Annotated in this window: 14 protein-coding genes; 10 read left to right on the plus strand and 4 right to left on the minus strand. The window is 63.2% G+C overall.

All coding sequences use genetic code 11. The annotated features are described in order from the left end of the window. The first annotated feature begins 53 nt into the window (after positions 1 to 53). The 3 genes from FJ426_RS21970 (at position 54) to FJ426_RS21980 (ending at position 4,417) form a co-directional block, all read left to right on the plus strand. Positions 54 to 1,130 (plus strand): type I restriction enzyme HsdR N-terminal domain-containing protein, encoded by a 1,077-nt coding sequence (locus FJ426_RS21970; protein WP_140825523.1) that lies wholly within the window; start codon positions 54 to 56, stop codon positions 1,128 to 1,130. Positions 1,131 to 1,349: 219 nt separating this feature from the next. Continuing rightward, positions 1,350 to 3,614 (plus strand): transglycosylase domain-containing protein, encoded by a 2,265-nt coding sequence (locus tag FJ426_RS21975; protein ID WP_140825524.1) that lies wholly within the window; start codon positions 1,350 to 1,352, stop codon positions 3,612 to 3,614. A 50-nt stretch (positions 3,615 to 3,664) separates the two neighbouring features. Further along, positions 3,665 to 4,417, plus strand: coding sequence for an SDR family oxidoreductase (locus FJ426_RS21980; protein ID WP_140500256.1), 753 nt, complete (start codon positions 3,665 to 3,667; stop codon positions 4,415 to 4,417). A 27-nt stretch (positions 4,418 to 4,444) separates the two neighbouring features. Here FJ426_RS21980 and FJ426_RS21985 read toward each other — a convergent pair whose 3' ends face one another. Continuing rightward, the gene (locus FJ426_RS21985; protein WP_140558377.1) at positions 4,445 to 5,365 is read right to left on the minus strand and encodes a zinc-binding dehydrogenase; all 921 of its coding nucleotides are present in this window, start codon (positions 5,363 to 5,365) and stop codon (positions 4,445 to 4,447) included. A 143-nt stretch (positions 5,366 to 5,508) separates the two neighbouring features. On the opposite strand from FJ426_RS21985, the gene FJ426_RS21990 reads away from it, so the two are divergent. Further along, on the plus strand, positions 5,509 to 6,318 hold the full coding sequence (locus tag FJ426_RS21990; RefSeq protein ID WP_140558379.1) for a helix-turn-helix transcriptional regulator: 810 nt from the start codon (positions 5,509 to 5,511) through the stop codon (positions 6,316 to 6,318). 90 nt (positions 6,319 to 6,408) lie between these two features. Continuing rightward, complete coding sequence (locus FJ426_RS21995; protein WP_140500250.1) at positions 6,409 to 6,846, plus strand: VOC family protein; 438 nt, start codon at positions 6,409 to 6,411, stop codon at positions 6,844 to 6,846. 126 nt (positions 6,847 to 6,972) lie between these two features. Here FJ426_RS21995 and FJ426_RS22000 read toward each other — a convergent pair whose 3' ends face one another. Continuing rightward, positions 6,973 to 8,757, minus strand: a complete 1,785-nt coding sequence (locus tag FJ426_RS22000; RefSeq protein ID WP_140558380.1) for a cation:proton antiporter — start codon at positions 8,755 to 8,757, stop codon at positions 6,973 to 6,975. A gap of 216 nt (positions 8,758 to 8,973) precedes the next feature. Beyond that, complete coding sequence (locus tag FJ426_RS22005) at positions 8,974 to 9,423, minus strand: host attachment family protein (RefSeq protein WP_140500246.1); 450 nt, start codon at positions 9,421 to 9,423, stop codon at positions 8,974 to 8,976. 432 nt (positions 9,424 to 9,855) lie between these two features. Here FJ426_RS22005 and cysG point away from each other — a divergent pair, with 432 nt between their 5' ends. The 5 genes from cysG (at position 9,856) to FJ426_RS22030 (ending at position 14,744) form a co-directional block, all read left to right on the plus strand. Then, positions 9,856 to 11,301, plus strand: a complete 1,446-nt coding sequence (gene cysG, locus FJ426_RS22010; RefSeq protein ID WP_140522532.1) for a siroheme synthase CysG — start codon at positions 9,856 to 9,858, stop codon at positions 11,299 to 11,301. Further along, the gene (locus FJ426_RS22015; RefSeq protein WP_140584591.1) at positions 11,298 to 11,591 is read left to right on the plus strand and encodes a DUF2849 domain-containing protein; all 294 of its coding nucleotides are present in this window, start codon (positions 11,298 to 11,300) and stop codon (positions 11,589 to 11,591) included. Before cysG ends, FJ426_RS22015 begins: the two co-directional genes overlap by 4 nt. A gap of 48 nt (positions 11,592 to 11,639) precedes the next feature. Then, the gene (locus FJ426_RS22020; RefSeq protein ID WP_140500240.1) at positions 11,640 to 13,310 is read left to right on the plus strand and encodes a nitrite/sulfite reductase; all 1,671 of its coding nucleotides are present in this window, start codon (positions 11,640 to 11,642) and stop codon (positions 13,308 to 13,310) included. After that, positions 13,285 to 14,049 carry a phosphoadenylyl-sulfate reductase gene (locus FJ426_RS22025; RefSeq protein WP_140500238.1) on the plus strand — a complete coding sequence of 255 codons (765 nt, stop codon included), beginning with the start codon at positions 13,285 to 13,287 and terminating at the stop codon, positions 14,047 to 14,049. The genes FJ426_RS22020 and FJ426_RS22025 overlap by 26 nt, the downstream gene beginning before the upstream one ends. Before the next feature lie 161 nt (positions 14,050 to 14,210). Continuing rightward, positions 14,211 to 14,744 (plus strand): DUF934 domain-containing protein, encoded by a 534-nt coding sequence (locus tag FJ426_RS22030; protein ID WP_140500236.1) that lies wholly within the window; start codon positions 14,211 to 14,213, stop codon positions 14,742 to 14,744. A gap of 110 nt (positions 14,745 to 14,854) precedes the next feature. On the opposite strand, the gene FJ426_RS22035 is transcribed toward FJ426_RS22030, so the two are convergent. Further along, positions 14,855 to 15,877 carry a fatty acid desaturase gene (locus FJ426_RS22035; protein WP_140560242.1) on the minus strand — a complete coding sequence of 341 codons (1,023 nt, stop codon included), beginning with the start codon at positions 15,875 to 15,877 and terminating at the stop codon, positions 14,855 to 14,857. Positions 15,878 to 16,028: the final 151 nt, after the last annotated feature.

A 16,028-nucleotide genomic window follows, 5' to 3' on the forward strand; every position in this document is an offset into this window, starting at 1 on the left:
CTTGCGTCTTTATTATTTTTGCGTGATCCTCCTTGAATACTTGGGAGGGGACAATGAGCGTTGAAGAAAAACTGCGTGTACTGGCGGACCGGATCAGAACCCATTCGAGCGCAATGCTCACGGAGGAAGCACTCAAAACGGCGATTATCCTGCCATTCTTATCTGCCCTCGATTATGATGTTTTCAATCCGGACGAGGTAATCCCTGAATTTTGCGCAGATGCTGTTGGGAAAAAAGGGGAAAAAGTCGACTATGCAATCAAGTTAGACGGAGAGATCCGGATACTTATTGAATGCAAACCTATATCTATGACGCTTGAAAAGGTCCATCTAGCTCAGCTCTATCGCTACTTTTCAGTGACGAACGCAAAATTTGCAATTCTCACAAACGGTCGAACGTTCCATTTCCATACCGATTTGGTTGCGCCCAATCGCCTCGATGATCGACCGTTTCTCACCTTCGACTTGTCCGACATGCAGGGGCAACTCGTTACCGAGCTGAAAAAATTCGCCAAAGCTGAATTCAATATCGACGGGATTCTTCAGTCGGCACATAGGCTGAAATACACGTCTGCAATCAAGAAAGAGATCGCGAACGTCATGGAGAACCCTCCCGAGGACTTTGTTCGGATGGTGACGGGAGGACTCTACCAAGGTCGCTTTACGAGCCAGGTGAAAGAACAGTTCACACCTATGGTGAAGGCCGCGTTTCGTGAAATTGTGAGGGAGTCTGTTCAGTCAAGATTGTCAACGGCGTTAGCGGAAACGGAGGTTTCCGAGATCGGCGTCGAGGGAGAAGAGGCCGAGGAGGTCGTTACAACGGAGGAGGAGCGCGAGGGATTCATGATCATAAGAGCGATCGTGCGAGACACCTTGAAGCCTGCCCGTGTAGTGATGAGGGATCAGAAAAGCTATTGCGGCATCTTGATCGATAATAACAATCGTAAACCACTCGCGCGGTTGTGGTTCAATCGCTCCATAAAATATTTGGGACTCTTTGATGGTGAAAAAGAGAATAAAGTGAAGATCGACACGCTTGACGAGATCTATGATTATTCAGATCGCCTGAGGGTTACCGCGAAGGAATACACAGCGCCTGTACATGTTTTGGCGCCGGAAGTTATTTCGTAGGGGTAGTACAGGGGGCCTCTCTGAAAAAAACTATGCCGAGGGTCGTGGTTCGACAAGTCCGCCGAATGTAGGCGTGAGATGTGACAGGCACTGCGGTGGGAGAGCTCTCGCCACCTGATATGGCTTTTGCGCAGAAGCGGGTGACTTAACCCGCCTTTAAACCGCCGCATCTACTCTGCAACCCGAACGCCATAGGCATCGGGATATCAAGCGCAGCGCATGGCGAACCGCAGAGACAGCCGGATCGAACCCAGTTTCGAGGGACCGCCACAAGCGAGATCCCAGACAGGTCTTTCGGTGAGCGAGGAGGACCGCGTCGTGCCCAGCAACCGCAAAGCCTCCGCCAAACGCAAATCGCCGAAGGCAAAGTCGTCGCGTGCCAGGCGCGGCCGAAGCCGGCGCGGCCTGTTCGGCGTGCTCGGCCGGCTGGTCTACTGGTGCTTCGTGCTGGCCATCTGGGGCGGCATCGCGGTGGCCGGAGTCGTCGTCTACTACGGCGCCAAGATGCCGGCGGCCACGACCTGGTCGATCCCCGATCGCGCGCCCAACATCAAGATCGTCTCCGCCGACGGCCAGCTGCTCGCCAATCGCGGCATGAGCGGCGGCGAGGCGGTCGGCCTGCACGAAATGTCGCCCTACATCCCCGAGGCGGTCATCGCCATCGAGGACCGCCGCTTCTATTCGCATTTCGGCGTCGATCCGATCGGCCTGTCGCGCGCCATGGTCGCCAACCTCGCCGGCGGGCATTTCTCGCAAGGCGGTTCGACGCTGACGCAGCAACTGGCCAAGAACCTGTTCCTGACGCCGGACCGCACGCTGGAGCGCAAGGTGCAGGAGGTGCTGCTGGCGCTGTGGCTGGAGCACAAGCACACCAAGGACCAGATCCTCGAAATGTACCTCAACCGGGTCTATTTCGGCTCGGGCGCCTATGGCGTCGAAGCGGCCTCGCGCCGTTATTTCGGCAAGAGCGCGCGCGACGTCACCTTGTCGGAGGCGGCGCTGCTTGCCGGTCTCCTGAAGGCGCCGTCGCGACTGTCGCCGGCGCGCGATCCCAAGGCCGCCGAGGACCGCGCGCAGCTGGTGCTCGCCGCTATGCGCGACGAAGGCAAGATCAGCGCCAAGGAGCTGACCACGGCGATGAGCGCGCCGGCAACGCGCGCGCCGTCCTACTGGACAGGCTCGGAAAACTACGTCGCCGATACCATCATGGAAGAACTGCCCGATCTGATCGGCGACGTGCGCGGCGACATCGTCATCGATTCCACCGTCGACCTGAACCTGCAGAAGCTCGCGGAACAATCGATCCGCCGGCTGATCGACGAAAGCGGCAAGAAGCTCAACGTCACCCAGGGCGCGCTGGTGTCGATCGACGATTCGGGCGCGGTGCGTGCCATGGTCGGCGGCTACGATTATTCGACCAGCCAGTTCGACCGCGCCTCGGAAGCGCGCCGGCAGCCCGGTTCGGCGTTCAAGCCGTTCGTCTACATGGCCGCCCTCGAGGCCGGCCGCACGCCCGACAGCGTGCGCAACGATGCGCCGATCAAGATCGGCAAATGGACACCCGACAATTACGGCGGCAAGTATTTCGGGAAGGTGACGCTGGCAACCGCCTTGGCGAAGTCGCTGAACTCGGTGGCGGCCCAGCTGACCATGGAAGTGGGGCCGGACGCAGTGGTCGAGGCGGCGCATCGCATGGGCATCCAGTCCGATTTGCAGGCCAACACCTCGATCGCGCTCGGCACGTCGGAAGTGACGCCGCTGGAGCTGACCTCGGCCTATGTGCCTTTCGCCAATGGCGGCTACAAGCCGGACATCCATTTCATCCGCCGCGTGACATCAGCCGAGGGCAAGGTGCTGTACGACGCCGGCAGCGGCAGCGCGCCGCGCGTGGTGAAGCCCGAGATCGTCGGCATGATGAACTCGATGATGACCGGGACGGTGGAGATCGGCACGGCCAGGAAGGCGGCCTTCACCTGGCCGTCGGCCGGCAAGACCGGCACCAGCCAGAATTCGCGCGACGCCTGGTTCGTGGGCTACACCGCCAATCTCACCACCGGCGTATGGTTCGGCAATGACGACGGCAGCCCGATGAAGAAGGTCACCGGCGGCGCGCTGCCTGCGCAGGCCTGGCACGAGTTCATGGTCGCCGCGCATGAGGGCGTGCCCGTGCGGCCGCTGCCTGGTACCTGGAAGTCGACGCCGGCCGATAGGATCGTGCCGGACGAAATCCCGTCGGCCGATGCGACGCAGCCGGCTCCGAAGCCGCAAGCGCCTGTCGGCCAGTCGGCGCCCGCTGCCGTCGCGGCGCAGCCAGCGCCGGTTCGCGCGCCCCGCCCGGCCCAGACCGTCGACGCCGACGGTTTCGATATGCCGGGCGATTCCGGAACCACCGCGTCGGTCAGACATCCGGTGCCGCCGGGCAGCGTCGGCGGTCCGCTCAAGAAGCGGCAGACCTCGATCCTCGACATTCTCGGCGGAGGCTAGCGGCAACTCGCCTCTCGCCAGCGCCACACCGTTCGGCTACACCTCCCGACATGGCTGAGATCGACACCAGGAAGACCATTGTGCTGACCGGCGCCAGCCGTGGCATCGGCCATGCCACGGTCAAGCGTTTCTCGCGCGAGGGCTGGCGCGTCATCACCTGCTCGCGCCAGGCGTTTGCCGAGGATTGCCCGTGGCCGGCCGGGCCCGAGGACCACATCAAGGTCGATCTCGCCGACCAGGAGGATGTCGGCATCGCCGTCTCCGAAATCCGCCACCGGCTTGAGGCGCATGGCGGGCAGCTGCACGCGCTGGTCAACAATGCCGGCATTTCGCCAAAGCTCAAGGACGGCAACAGCCGCATGAACTCCATCGACACGCCGATGCATGTCTGGCGCGACGTGTTCCAGGTCAATTTCTTCGCGCCGATCATGCTGGCGCGCGGGCTGTTCAAGGAACTGGCATCGGCGAAAGGGTCGATCGTCAACGTCACCTCGATCGCCGGCACCCGGGTGCACCCCTTCGCCGGCACCGCCTATGCGACATCGAAGGCGGCGCTCGGCTCGCTGACGCGCGAGATGGCGCATGATTTCGGCCCGCACGGGATCCGCGTCAACGCCATTGCGCCGGGCGAAATCGACACCGCGATCCTGTCGCCGGGCACGGACAAGATCGTCGAGACCATTCCGCTCAGGCGGCTGGGCACCACGGCCGAGGTCGCCGACATCATCTTCTTCCTGTGCTCCGGGCAGGCGTCTTATGTGACCGGCTCGGAAATCCACATTAATGGCGGCCAGCACGTGTGATGGGGCAGGTCTCAGCCTAGGGATCGTTCATCCGGTCATGGTGAGAACGGCCTTGCCGCTGAAGCTGCGCTGTCGCAGCGCATCCAGGGCTTGGGCGATGTCGGTCCATGGCATGGTCAGGGCGACGCGGGTTTCCAGCCGGCCGGCCGCAACGAGAGCGAGCAGCGAGGCGATGTCCGAGCCAATGCCCGCGCCAGACGTGTAGTAGGCGAAAGTCTGAAGCCTCGCCCCCTCGTGACCCGGAACGAACTGGCGGAACCCAATTGGCGTGAGTTCGCCACTGCTTGAGCCGAACATGACGATCGTCCCGCCAGGAGCGACGCGTTCGATCGCGTGGGCGAGGCTTTGGCCACCGACCGATTCGGTAATCAGCGAAAACGCCCCCTCAGCCAGTTCGATCGACTCGACGACTTGCCCGGCACCCAGGCGGCGGAGATCCTCGCCATGCCGGGAGGCCGCGACCGCGGTCACGCTCGCGCCCTGTTCGCGCGCGATCTGGATCTGGAAACGGCCGACCGCTCCACTTGCGCCGGTGATCAGGACCCGTTGGCCGGCAAGGTCGCCGCCATGGCGCAAAGTCCTGAGCGCGGTGGTGCCCGCGACCGGAAGCGTGGCCGCGGAAACGAAGCTGACCTCATCCGGCAGGACGGCGAGGCGGTCGGTCGAAACCGCGACGCGTTCGGCCCAGCCGGCCTGGTCGACCAAGGCCGCGACGTGGGCGCCCACGGCTGGCCCGGAGCCGTCGGCCGCTGGCCGTTCGACGATCCCGACGATGTCCTGGCCGGGTATCCAGCCGTCCGGGCGTATGGTGAGCAGGCGCAATTCGCCGCGATTCAACGAGGTTGTGTGGACCGAGACAAGCGCCTCGTTTGCGAGAGGCCGTGGGTCCTCGACCTCGGCAAGCGTCAGTCCGGCGGGGCTGTCGGAAGATATGGCTAGGGCGAGCATGAGACGTACCTTCCTGCTGGTTTGTGGATGCAAAGCGCGGTGGCATCCTGATCAACCGGGTGCATGGGCAAGCTGGAACCTATCGACTTCCCAGCTTGAAGAATTTAGCTATCGTGGCGTTTAATCGCTAAAAGCCGTCAATCATGAGACAACCTCTTCGTTACCCATGGCTCGATTTCAATGTGGATGACGTCCTCGCACCGGCAATCGCCGTGCGCGTCGACGTTACCGAAACCAGGGCCGAAGTCCCCTCCCATCGGCATCGCAAAGGCCAACTCGTCTTCGCGCTCGGCGGTGGCGTCACATGCCGCGTCCCGAGCGGCCTGTGGATGGTGCCGCCGCATTGCGGGGTGTGGATTCCCGGCGACATGGAGCACAGCAATATCGCGACCGCCAACGCCCGGATCTTCTTCGTCTACATCGAGCCGGGAGCCGCCGAATTGCCGGACCGGTGCTGCACCCTTTCGGTCTCGCCGCTGCTGCGCGAACTGATCATCGAACTGTCCGATGGCGTGGGGGATGATGAGGCGAGGGATGCGCTTTTGATCAGGATGCTGCTTGCCGAGCTGCCGCGCATGCCTGTCCAGCGGCTGCATCTGCCGATCTCATCCGAGCCGCGATTGAGGCGGATCGCCGAAGCGTTGGCGCAGGATCCCGCCGACCGCAGCACATTGTCGGAATGGGCCAGCCGGGTTGCGCTCAGCGAGAGCAGTCTCGCCCGTCTCGTCGTGAAGGAGACTGGCTTAAGCTTCGGACGCTGGCGCCAGCAGTTGCATCTGATCGTCGCAATTCGAGAACTTGCCTCCGGTGCGAGCGTGCAGCAGGTCTCCGGCGATCTCGGCTATGATTCCGTCACCGCCTTCATCACCATGTTCAAGAAGGCGCTTGGCAAGCCGCCGGCAAAATACCTCGGCAGCGTCGCGCAAAATGGCGGCTCTGCCTTCGTGGCGTGATCAACCTGGCTGCAGGCGGAGCACCTCGAGCATCCATTGTTGGACCAGGCGACGCCTTGTAGATTCGAACGACACCTTGGAGATGGAAACATGGCGCTCAAGCGGATGGACAACGTAGGAATCGTCGTCGAAGACCTCGGAGAGGCGGTTGATTTCTTTCGCGAACTCGGCCTTGAGCTTGAAGGACGGGCCACGATCGAAGGAGAATGGGCCGGACGTGTCACTGGACTGGGCGATCAGCATGTCGAGATTGCCATGATGCGCACACCGGACGGCCATAGCCGGCTCGAGCTCTCCCGCTTCCTCAGGCCGCCTGTCGTCGCAGATCACCGGAACGCCCCGGTCAACGCCCTAGGGTACCTGCGCGTCATGTTCACCGTGGATGACATCGACGAGACGCTTGAAAGGCTCCGCACGCGCGGCGCGCAGCTCGTAGGCGAAGTAGTCCAGTATAAAGACGTGTATCGGCTCTGCTACATCCGTGGGCCTGAGGGGTTGCTCATCGGACTCGCCCAAGAACTCGGTTGAGCGCGATACGAAGACAAATGGCAGGAGTGACCGATGTCAGCGGGCGCGTCCAAGGCCGCCCCACCTGTTCGAGGTCCAGCCCTCCGGGGTCGGCCGCGTTCTCGCTAAGCACGGAGCAGGATCGGCTCAGGCGGCGGACGGTTCAGCCGCCCGCGGCTTGGGACCAAGCACCTCTTCCACGATGCCGCGCGCGATCTCGCGTTCGCCCATGATCACCGTATCGGCGCCGAGCCCCTTGAGATGCTCGACCTCGGCATCGGAATGGGCGCGGGCGACGACGTTGATGGCGGGATTGGCGGCGCGCGCACGCAGCACGATCTGACCGGCCTCGAAGGCATTGGGGATGGCCAGGATCAGCCGTTTCGCGCCTTCGGGGTTGGCGGCTGCAAACACTTCGGCATTGGCGGCGTTGCCGGCCACGGTCTCGATGCCCTCGGCCCTGAGCTTCACCAGTGTCTTGTCGGCATCCTCGACCACCAGGAAGGGCAGGGCGGCTTCGTTCAACGCAGCGCCGACGAGACTGCCGACACGGCCGTAGCCGATCAGGATCGCGTGGCCGCTAAGGGCTGTTCTTGGCGGCGGCCCATCTTCCTGCTTCGCCGCCGAGGCGACGGAAGCCACCTGGCCGGGCTCCGTCGCCAGGCCGACCGGTTTGGGCTCCACAGGCGGCGCCGTCCTGGCGGCGCGGGCCTCGAGCCATGGCTTCATCCAGTCGATGACCAGGAACATCACCGGGTTGAGCACGATCGAAAGGATGGCGCCCGCCAGGATGAGATCGCGCCCCTGTTCGGGCAGCAGTTTCAGCCCGACGCCGAGTTCGGCCAGGATGAAGGAGAACTCGCCGATCTGGGCAAGGCTCGCCGAAATCATCAGCGCCGTCGCCAGGGGATAACCGAAGGCGACGACGATGAGGAAGGCCGCCAGCGACTTGCCGACGACGATGATGGCGAGCGTTGCCAGAATCGGCAAGCCGTTGCTGAACAGGCTGAACGGGTCGAACAGCATACCGACCGAGACGAAGAACAGCACCGAGAAGGCATCGCGCAGCGGCAGCGATTCCTCCGCGGCGCGGTGGCTGAGTTCGGACTCGCTCATGATCATGCCGGCGAAGAAAGCGCCCAGTGCCAGCGAGACGCCGAACAGCTTGGCCGCGCCGAAGGCGACGCCAAGCGCTATCGCCAGCACCGAAAGCCGAAACAGCTCGCGCGAGCCGGTATGGGCGACATAGTGCAGGATCCAGGGAATGACGCGGCGGCCTACCACCAGCATGACGATGACGAAGGCGGCGACCTTGGCCAGCGTGATGCCGACGACGCCCCAGATGCCGTAGCTCGCGGGCAGCGACAGCAGGCCGCTCGCATGGGCATCCGCCTGCTCCTGGCCGCCAAGCACGCCGGCAAGCGCCGGCAAAAGCACCAGGGCCAGCACCATGGCCAGGTCCTCGACGATCAGCCAGCCGACGGCAATGCGGCCGCGCTCGGTCTCGATCAGGCGGCGCTCCTGCAGGGCGCGCAGCAGCACCACGGTCGAGGCCACCGACAGCGCCAGGCCGAAGACCAGTCCTGCTCCAGCCGACCAGCCGAGCATCCAGGAAAGCCCCGCGCCGAGTGCCGTGGCAAAGCCGATCTGGACGATGGCGCCGGGCACGGCGATGGCGCGGACCGACAGGAGATCCTTCAGCGAAAAATGCAGGCCGACGCCGAACATCAACAGGATGACGCCGATTTCGGCGAGCTCATTGGCAAGGCCGGCGTCAGCGACGAAACCGGGCGTGTTCGGCCCAACCAGCACGCCGGCCACGAGATAGCCGACCAGCGGCGGAATGCGGAAGCGGTTGGCGAGAGCGCCGAAGACGAAAGCGAGCCCCAGACCGGCTACGATGGTGGCGATAAGGGGAGTGTCATGCGGCATTGTCTATGGAGCGCCTTTCAAGCCAGCGATGCAGGATATGCGCCGCCCGAAGCCGCCGCCTGTTTGCAATATGGTGGATTGGGTGTCGGCCACGCAACCCCGCTAAACCGGGAATTGCCGGTGAAGCGACAAATACCTCGCCGGTGGGCAAGCAAGCCGGAATTCGAAGGTCAGCCGAAATCATGCGCCGCAACGGCGGCGCTCGATCGCCAACGATCAAGCTGCCCGCAACAGGGCCTCGATCTCGAATACCGCGTGGTTGGTCAGCGTCTTGGGAATTTCCGCGCTGACCTTGTCGCTGACTTCCTTGTGCAGGATCTTGCGCATCGCGCCGAGCACGAGCGGCGGCGCGATGAGGATGATTTCGTCAAAAGAGCCTCGATGAGCCAGCTTGTAGAGCCGTTCGGCGAGTTCGTCGGCAAAGCGCTCCTTGCCGATCCGATGCCAATCCGTCTCCTCGACCGCGCTGCGGTGAACCGAGGGACCGTCATTGTAGCGACCGGGACTGTCGCTGCCTTGCTCGCGCGTTGGCGGGTTGTCCTGCCTCACTTCCTGCACCACTTCGAGGTTCGGAAATTTGGTGTCACCTGCATTTCTGAGGAAGAGCGCTTTTTCTCCGTCGGCCACCATGATCCAGATGCCGTGCTTCAACTTGATCGCGCTCATGACGCCGGGCTCCTTCCTTCGCTGCCGCCACGCTTGGCTTCACGCCGCGGCCAGGTATGATTTTGAATTGCGCATGCGGAAGGAACGCGCCTCGATCCGGTAATGTTCCAGCCAAAAAGCCAGGTCATACGGGCGCTCCGTCGAGGTGGAGGCGCGCGCACGACCGCCAGGCAGCTTTAATCTACTAAATTAGTAGAATTTAGAAAAAACGGTTTTGTCATAAAGCGCGTTCGGCCCAAAAAAGAGGAGAAATCAAGGCCCGCGACAGCGGCTTGATGCCGGTCTCCGCAACAAGGTGGAATATTTTTCTCTTGGCTGCGGCCCTTTAGAAAAAGCGATTGCATCCCGGAAGGTGATGCGCGAGTGGGTTTCTTCAGCTTTTTCGCGCCCACGCGTAGAAGTGAAGACCAGATCAGGATTCCGTTCGTATCCATGCCGCAGCCCGCCCCCAAGCTCAATGCCTTCCCCGTCTTCGTACGGGTCGAGGACGAAGCCGTAACGATCGTCGGCGGCGGCGACGAAGCGTTGGCCAAGGCACGATTGCTTGGGCAGTCCAGCGCTACGCTGCGCATCGTCGCGGAGAGCGCCTCACCGGACATGCTCGGCTTCATCGCGCAGAGCGGCGCCACCCACATCGCGGCCTATGAGGCGAGTCGGCTGGAAGGCTCGGTGATGGTGTTCGCTGCCAGCGGCGATGAGGCGCTCGACCGGCGCGTTGTCCAGGATGCGCGCCGGCTCGGCATCCCCGTCAATGCGGTGGACCGGCCGGAGCTTTGCGATTTTTTCACCCCGGCGCTGGTCAATCGCGCACCGGTCGCGATCGCCATCGGCACGGAAGGCGCTGGGCCGGTGCTGGCGCAAATGCTGCGTGCCCGCATCGACCGCATGCTGTCGCCCTCGTTGGGCAGGTTGGCGGCTCTCGCCGCGTCCTTCCGGGCCGCCGCTGAAAGCCTGCCCAGGGGCAATTCGCGCCGCCGGTTCTGGAGCGAGTTCTTCGGCGGTGCGCCGGCGCGCGCCGTCGAAGCTGGCAAGCTTTCGCAGGCGCATGACGCAGCCGCCGATCTTCTGCGTTCGGCTGCATCCGCTTCAGGCCATATCGCCCTGGTTGGCGCGGGCCCCGGTGCCGAGGACCTTTTGACGCTGCGTGCGCATCGCCTGCTGATGGAGGCCGATGTCATCGTCCACGACGCGCTGGTGCCGGAGGCTGTCGTCGCCATGGGCCGACGCGACGCCGAGCGGCTGGCGGTCGGCAAACGCAAGGGCTGTCACACCAAGAGCCAGGCCGAGATCAACGCGCTGCTGGTCGAGCTTGGCCGCGAAGGCAAGCGTGTGGTGCGGCTGAAGTCGGGCGATCCCCTGGTGTTCGGCCGGGCCGGCGAGGAGATGGCGGCGCTGCGTGATGCCGGCATCGCCTATGAGGTGGTTCCGGGCGTTACCGCTGCTTTCGCCGCCGCCGCCGATTTCGAATTGCCGCTGACGCTGCGTGGGGTTTCCTCCTCGATGGTGTTCACCACCGGTCATGATCTCAAAGGCAATTCGCTGCCCGACTGGGCCAAGCTTGCCATTTCGGGTGCCACCGTTGCTGTCTATATGGGCCGCTCGGTGGCCGCGGAGGTTGCCGGCCGGCTGATCGAGGCCGGGCTTTCGCCCGATACGGCGGTAGCCGTGGTCGAGAATGCCAGCCTCGGCAATCGCCGCCGTTTCCACGGCACGCTTGCCGACCTGCCGTCGTTGGAAGCGCGCGCCGATCTCTCAGGTCCGGTCATGACCATCATCGGCGATGCGGTCGCCGGCGCCAATTTCGAACGGTCCGAACCGCTCGCGGCACACAGGCATGAAGGTGCGCCCATAGCTGCCACCGAGGGAGTTCAGCAATGAAGATACTGACCGCCAACCGGCTCGCCGACGGCATCGCCGTCTGGTACGCAGACGGCGGCTGGGCCGAGAGGGCGGACCATGCCGACCTCGCCCATGACAAGGCGGCCGAGGATCGCCTGGAAGCGATCGGTGCCAAGGCCCACGCCGACAACGAAGTCCTCGACGTCAACCTCATCGATGCCCAAATCGTGAACGGCGTTGTCGAGCCGGTGCGGTTGCGCGAGAAGATCCGCGCCGCGGGCCCGACCATTCGCAACGATCTTGGCAAGCAGGCCTCCCGGGCGGCGTAAGCCCAGACCAGAAGTGAACACGGGCGGACGCGCCCTGAAAGACGAAGCATGTACCGCTACGATGAGTTCGATCACGATTTTGTCCAGGCCCGCGTCGCCGAGTTCAGCGACCAGGTCCAGCGCCGGCTCGCCGGCGAGATCACCGAGGACCAGTTCCGGCCGCTCAGGCTGATGAACGGCGTCTACCTGCAATTGCACGCCTATATGCTGCGCATCGCGGTGCCCTATGGCACGCTGAACAGCAAGCAGTTGCGCATGCTCGGCCACATCGCGCGCAAATACGACAAGGGCTACGGCCATTTCACCACGCGCCAGAACATCCAGTTCCACTGGCCGGCGCTGTCCGACATTCCTGCGATCCTGGCCGATCTGGCGAGTGTCGAGATGCACGCCATCCAGACCAGCGGCAATTGTATCCGCAACGTCACCGCGGACCATTTCGCGGGTGCGGCGGCCGACGAGGTCGCCGATCCGCGTCCCTATGCGGAAATCCTGCGCCAGTGGTCATCTGTTCATCCGGAGTTTTCCTACCTGCCGCGCAAGTTCAAGATCGCGGTAACCGGCGCGGAGCGCGACCGCGCCGCCATCCAGACCCACGACATCGGCCTGCACCTGAAGAAGAACGCGGCCGGCGAGCTCGGCTTCGCCGTCTATGTCGGCGGCGGCCAGGGGCGCACGCCGATGGTCGCCAGGAAGATCCGCGATTTCCTGCCGGAAGCCGACCTTTTGTCCTACTGCACGGCGATCCTGCGCGTTTACAACCTGCATGGCCGCCGCGACAATAAGTTCAAGGCGCGCATCAAGATCCTGGTCCACGAGACCGGCGTCGAGGAGATCACGCGCCAGGTCGAGGCGGAATGGCAGCAATTGAAGGACGCCGAGTTGAAGCTGCCGGAAGCAGACATCCGCGCCATCGACGCCTATTTCGCGCCACCAGCGCTGACCGCGCGGCCGGACGGCGACGAGGCTGTAAAGCTGGCACGCCTCGATTCCAAGGGCTTCTCGGATTGGCTCGACCAGAACGTGGTGACGCATCGCCACCCCGACTATGCGGCGGTGACCATCTCGCTGAAGGGTATCGGCGAAGTGCCGGGCGATGCGACCGACAGCCAGATGGAAGCGATTGCCGATATCGCCGAGAAGTATGGATACGACGAGTTGCGCGTCAGCCACGAGCAGAACCTGATCCTGCCGCATGTGGCGCGCGCCGACCTGAAGGCGGTCTATGACGCGCTGGTCGATATCGGCCTGGCGACCGCCAATTCGAACCTGATATCGGACATCATCTCGTGCCCGGGCCTCGACTATTGCGCGCTGGCCACAGCGCGTTCGATCCCGATCGCGCAGGAGATCTCGCGTCGCTTCGCCTCGCTGGAGCGGCAGCGCGAGATCGGCGAGTTGAAGCTGAAGATCTCCGGCTGCATCAATGCCTGCGGCCATCACCATGTCGGACATATCGGCATTCTCGGAGTCGAAAAGAAAGGCACCGAGCTGTACCAGGTGACGCTTGGCGGTTCGGCCGACGAGAACACTTCGGTGGGCGAGATCATCGGCCGCGGCTTCTCGTCGGAAGAGATCACCGACGCCATCGAGCAGATCGTCGAGACCTATCTCGGCCTTCGGCTCAACTCACAAGAGAAATTCATCGACGCCTACCGCCGTGTCGGTCCAGCGCCGTTCAAGGAGGCGCTCTATGCTGGCGAAGCCAAGGCCGCTTGACCCTATCGTCGACGCCGATGACGGCATCGCCGCCAAAGCGGCGGGGTTTGACGCGCTTTACGGCCACCTGAATCCGCTCGACATCATCGAACGCGCGGCAGGCGACCTGTTTCACGACGAGATTGCCGCGGTGTCTTCCTTCGGTGCCGATTCGGCCGTGCTACTGCACATGATTTCCGAAGTCGATCGCTCGCTGCCGGTCATCTTTCTCGATACCGGCAAGCATTTCGAGGAGACGCTCGGCTATCGCGACGCCCTGGTCGCCGATTTCGGGTTGACCAACATCCAGGTGATCAAGCCCGACGAGGCAGCACTCGAGCGGATCGATCCGACCGGCAATCTGCACCAGACTAATACCGACGCCTGCTGCGATGTGCGCAAGGTCGAGCCGCTGGCTCGGGGCGTAGCGCCTTTCCGCGCCTGGTTCACCGGCCGCAAACGCTTCCAGGCCTCGACGCGCGCAGCACTTCCGGTGTTCGAGGCGGTCGGCCCACGTATCCGCATCAATCCGCTGGCGCACTGGACGACGTCGGACCAGGCGGACTACATGCGCGCGCATGCACTGCGGGAAAATCCGCTGGTCGCCTATGGCTATCTGTCGATCGGCTGCTTCCCGTGCACCCAGCCGGTGCAGCCGGGCGAGGACGCGCGCAGCGGCCGCTGGGCCGGCCATGCCAAGACCGAGTGCGGCATTCACCTGTCGGGACTGGAGAAGTCGCTGACCGACGCATCGCTATAGGGTATGCTGATATTCAGGTGAGGCCGGCCTGCAAACGGCGGCTTCGGGGGCTCACGTACTACAAGTACGCTCCGCTCCGGCTCTCGGAAGCTACCGTTTCGACTCGGGCCTGCTTGAATCTCAACACACACCTTGAGCTCTTTGAATTTTAGGAAATTTCGATGACTGAACCGACGATACCGGAGACCCGCCTCTGGACCCCGACGGGTTTTCGCGAGGATGAGTGGGCTCATGCCGAAGGCGCGGAAGCACTGTCTGGCAATGGCCGCTTCATCCTGCCGCTTCAGGCGTTTCTCGATCTCGATCCGGAGGTGCGCCGGTCGGCCAAGGAAAGGATCGGTGTCGTGCTGCAACCCGGCGATCAGCTCGAAAGGATTGCTGGCCTGCTCGACCAACTGTCGCTGGTGGCGCTGGCTTTTCCGTCGTTCAGCGATGGCCGCTCCTTCTCAAAGGGCGAATTGCTGCGCAGCCGACATCATTTCGAAGGTGCCGTGCGCGCCACCGGCCAGGTGCTGGTCGACCAACTGCCGCATATGCTGCGGCTCGGTTTCGATGAATTCGAAATCTCCAATCCCGTGCTCTTGAAGCGGCTGGACGAAGGCCGCACCGGCGGATTGGGACTCTACTACCAGCCTGCCGCCGTGCCGAAGCCCAAGGGACCAAAATACTCCTGGCGTCGGCTGCGTGCCGGCTGACGTCACGACACTTCCAGCGACAGGTTTGCGGCCGCCTGTCCTCTCCCCGTCACGACGGCGGGAAGGCGCCGGTCAGCGGATCGGGGACAGCAGAGCCAGGCAGAAGACGGCTACGTCGCCATCCGTGCCTGACGAAACGATACCAGCTTGCCGCTGTTTTCATCCCACAGCGCCAGCTTGACGCAGCGCAGGCTCTCAAGAAGGGTGATGCGGCCTATGCCGCGCAGTTCCGGATAATCGCGCAGCACTTCCTGCAGGCGGTAGCCTGGCACCTTCGCGGAGAGGTGATGGACATGATGGACACCGATGTTGCCGGTGAACCAGTTCAGCACCGGCGGCAGGTCATAATAGGAGGATCCGTGCAAGGCGGCACGCTGGAACTCCCACTCATCGTCCTTCGCCCATTCGGTCTCCTCGAACTGGTGCTGGACATAGAACAGCCAGATGCCGGCGGATCCGGCAAGGATGACGATCGGCAGGTGGACGACCAGAAAAGCGCCAATACCGACGAACCATATCAGGATCGACGCTGCCAGAACGATGGCGAGGTTGGTGGCCATCGAGGATACCCAGGGCTTCAGGCCACCGCGCATCATCCCGACCGGCAGCCTTTGCTCGAAGATGAAGAGCCATATCGGCCCCAGTCCGAACATGACCAAGGGATGGCGATAGAGACGATAGGCGAGGCGACCTCTCCAGGACATCCGCCGGTACTCCGCGACCGTCAACGTCTTGATATCGCCAACGCCGCGCTCGTCGAGATTACCCGCGCTGGCATGATGGGTGGCATGAGCACTCCGCCAGCAATCATAAGGCGTCAGCGTAAGCACGCCCAGGACGCGGCCTATCCAGTCATCGGCGGTGCGGTTGGCGAAGAAAGATCCGTGCCCGCAATCGTGCTGGATCATGAAAATCCGCACCAGGAAGCCCGCCGCCGGCAAGATCAGCACCAGCCCCCACCAATGGCCATAGGCAAAGGCGATCGAGGACAGCGCCCAGAGTGCTGCGAAAGGGATCAGGGTGATCGCCAGTTCGACGGCGCTGCGCCGCCTGTCCGGCTTCTTGTAGCCCGCCAGGATCTTCAACCAGGCGCGCTTACTGTTGGCGGCAGTCTCAGGGGAAATCATGTTCATCATGAAGCATAGGCGGAGGGGCCCGGCTCCCGCAAGGCTAATCACGAGAAATTACCGCGCGTAATTGTCGCGATGGGGCGCGGGATCCTCGATCCAGGCCGCGACTTCAGGTTCTGTTCTAACCCTTGCAACTCTGCCAACCCGGATCGCA

Origin of the sequence: Mesorhizobium sp. B2-6-4 (genome assembly GCF_006441495.1) — a bacterium.
Lineage (GTDB): Bacteria > Pseudomonadota > Alphaproteobacteria > Rhizobiales > Rhizobiaceae > Mesorhizobium.

What these genes read in the sequence shown, in the direction of transcription:
- FJ426_RS21970 (WP_140825523.1), top strand. Translation starts at nt 54, where the DNA reads ATGAGCGTTGAAGAAAAACTGCGTGTACTGGCGGACCGGATCAGAACC.
- FJ426_RS21975 (WP_140825524.1), top strand. Translation starts at nt 1,350, where the DNA reads ATGGCGAACCGCAGAGACAGCCGGATCGAACCCAGTTTCGAGGGACCG.
- FJ426_RS21980 (WP_140500256.1), top strand. Translation starts at nt 3,665, where the DNA reads ATGGCTGAGATCGACACCAGGAAGACCATTGTGCTGACCGGCGCCAGC.
- FJ426_RS21985 (WP_140558377.1), bottom strand. Translation starts at nt 5,365, where the DNA reads ATGCTCGCCCTAGCCATATCTTCCGACAGCCCCGCCGGACTGACGCTT.
- FJ426_RS21990 (WP_140558379.1), top strand. Translation starts at nt 5,509, where the DNA reads ATGAGACAACCTCTTCGTTACCCATGGCTCGATTTCAATGTGGATGAC.
- FJ426_RS21995 (WP_140500250.1), top strand. Translation starts at nt 6,409, where the DNA reads ATGGCGCTCAAGCGGATGGACAACGTAGGAATCGTCGTCGAAGACCTC.
- FJ426_RS22000 (WP_140558380.1), bottom strand. Translation starts at nt 8,757, where the DNA reads ATGCCGCATGACACTCCCCTTATCGCCACCATCGTAGCCGGTCTGGGG.
- FJ426_RS22005 (WP_140500246.1), bottom strand. Translation starts at nt 9,423, where the DNA reads ATGAGCGCGATCAAGTTGAAGCACGGCATCTGGATCATGGTGGCCGAC.
- cysG (WP_140522532.1), top strand. Translation starts at nt 9,856, where the DNA reads ATGCCGCAGCCCGCCCCCAAGCTCAATGCCTTCCCCGTCTTCGTACGG.
- FJ426_RS22015 (WP_140584591.1), top strand. Translation starts at nt 11,298, where the DNA reads ATGAAGATACTGACCGCCAACCGGCTCGCCGACGGCATCGCCGTCTGG.
- FJ426_RS22020 (WP_140500240.1), top strand. Translation starts at nt 11,640, where the DNA reads ATGTACCGCTACGATGAGTTCGATCACGATTTTGTCCAGGCCCGCGTC.
- FJ426_RS22025 (WP_140500238.1), top strand. Translation starts at nt 13,285, where the DNA reads ATGCTGGCGAAGCCAAGGCCGCTTGACCCTATCGTCGACGCCGATGAC.
- FJ426_RS22030 (WP_140500236.1), top strand. Translation starts at nt 14,211, where the DNA reads ATGACTGAACCGACGATACCGGAGACCCGCCTCTGGACCCCGACGGGT.
- FJ426_RS22035 (WP_140560242.1), bottom strand. Translation starts at nt 15,877, where the DNA reads ATGAACATGATTTCCCCTGAGACTGCCGCCAACAGTAAGCGCGCCTGG.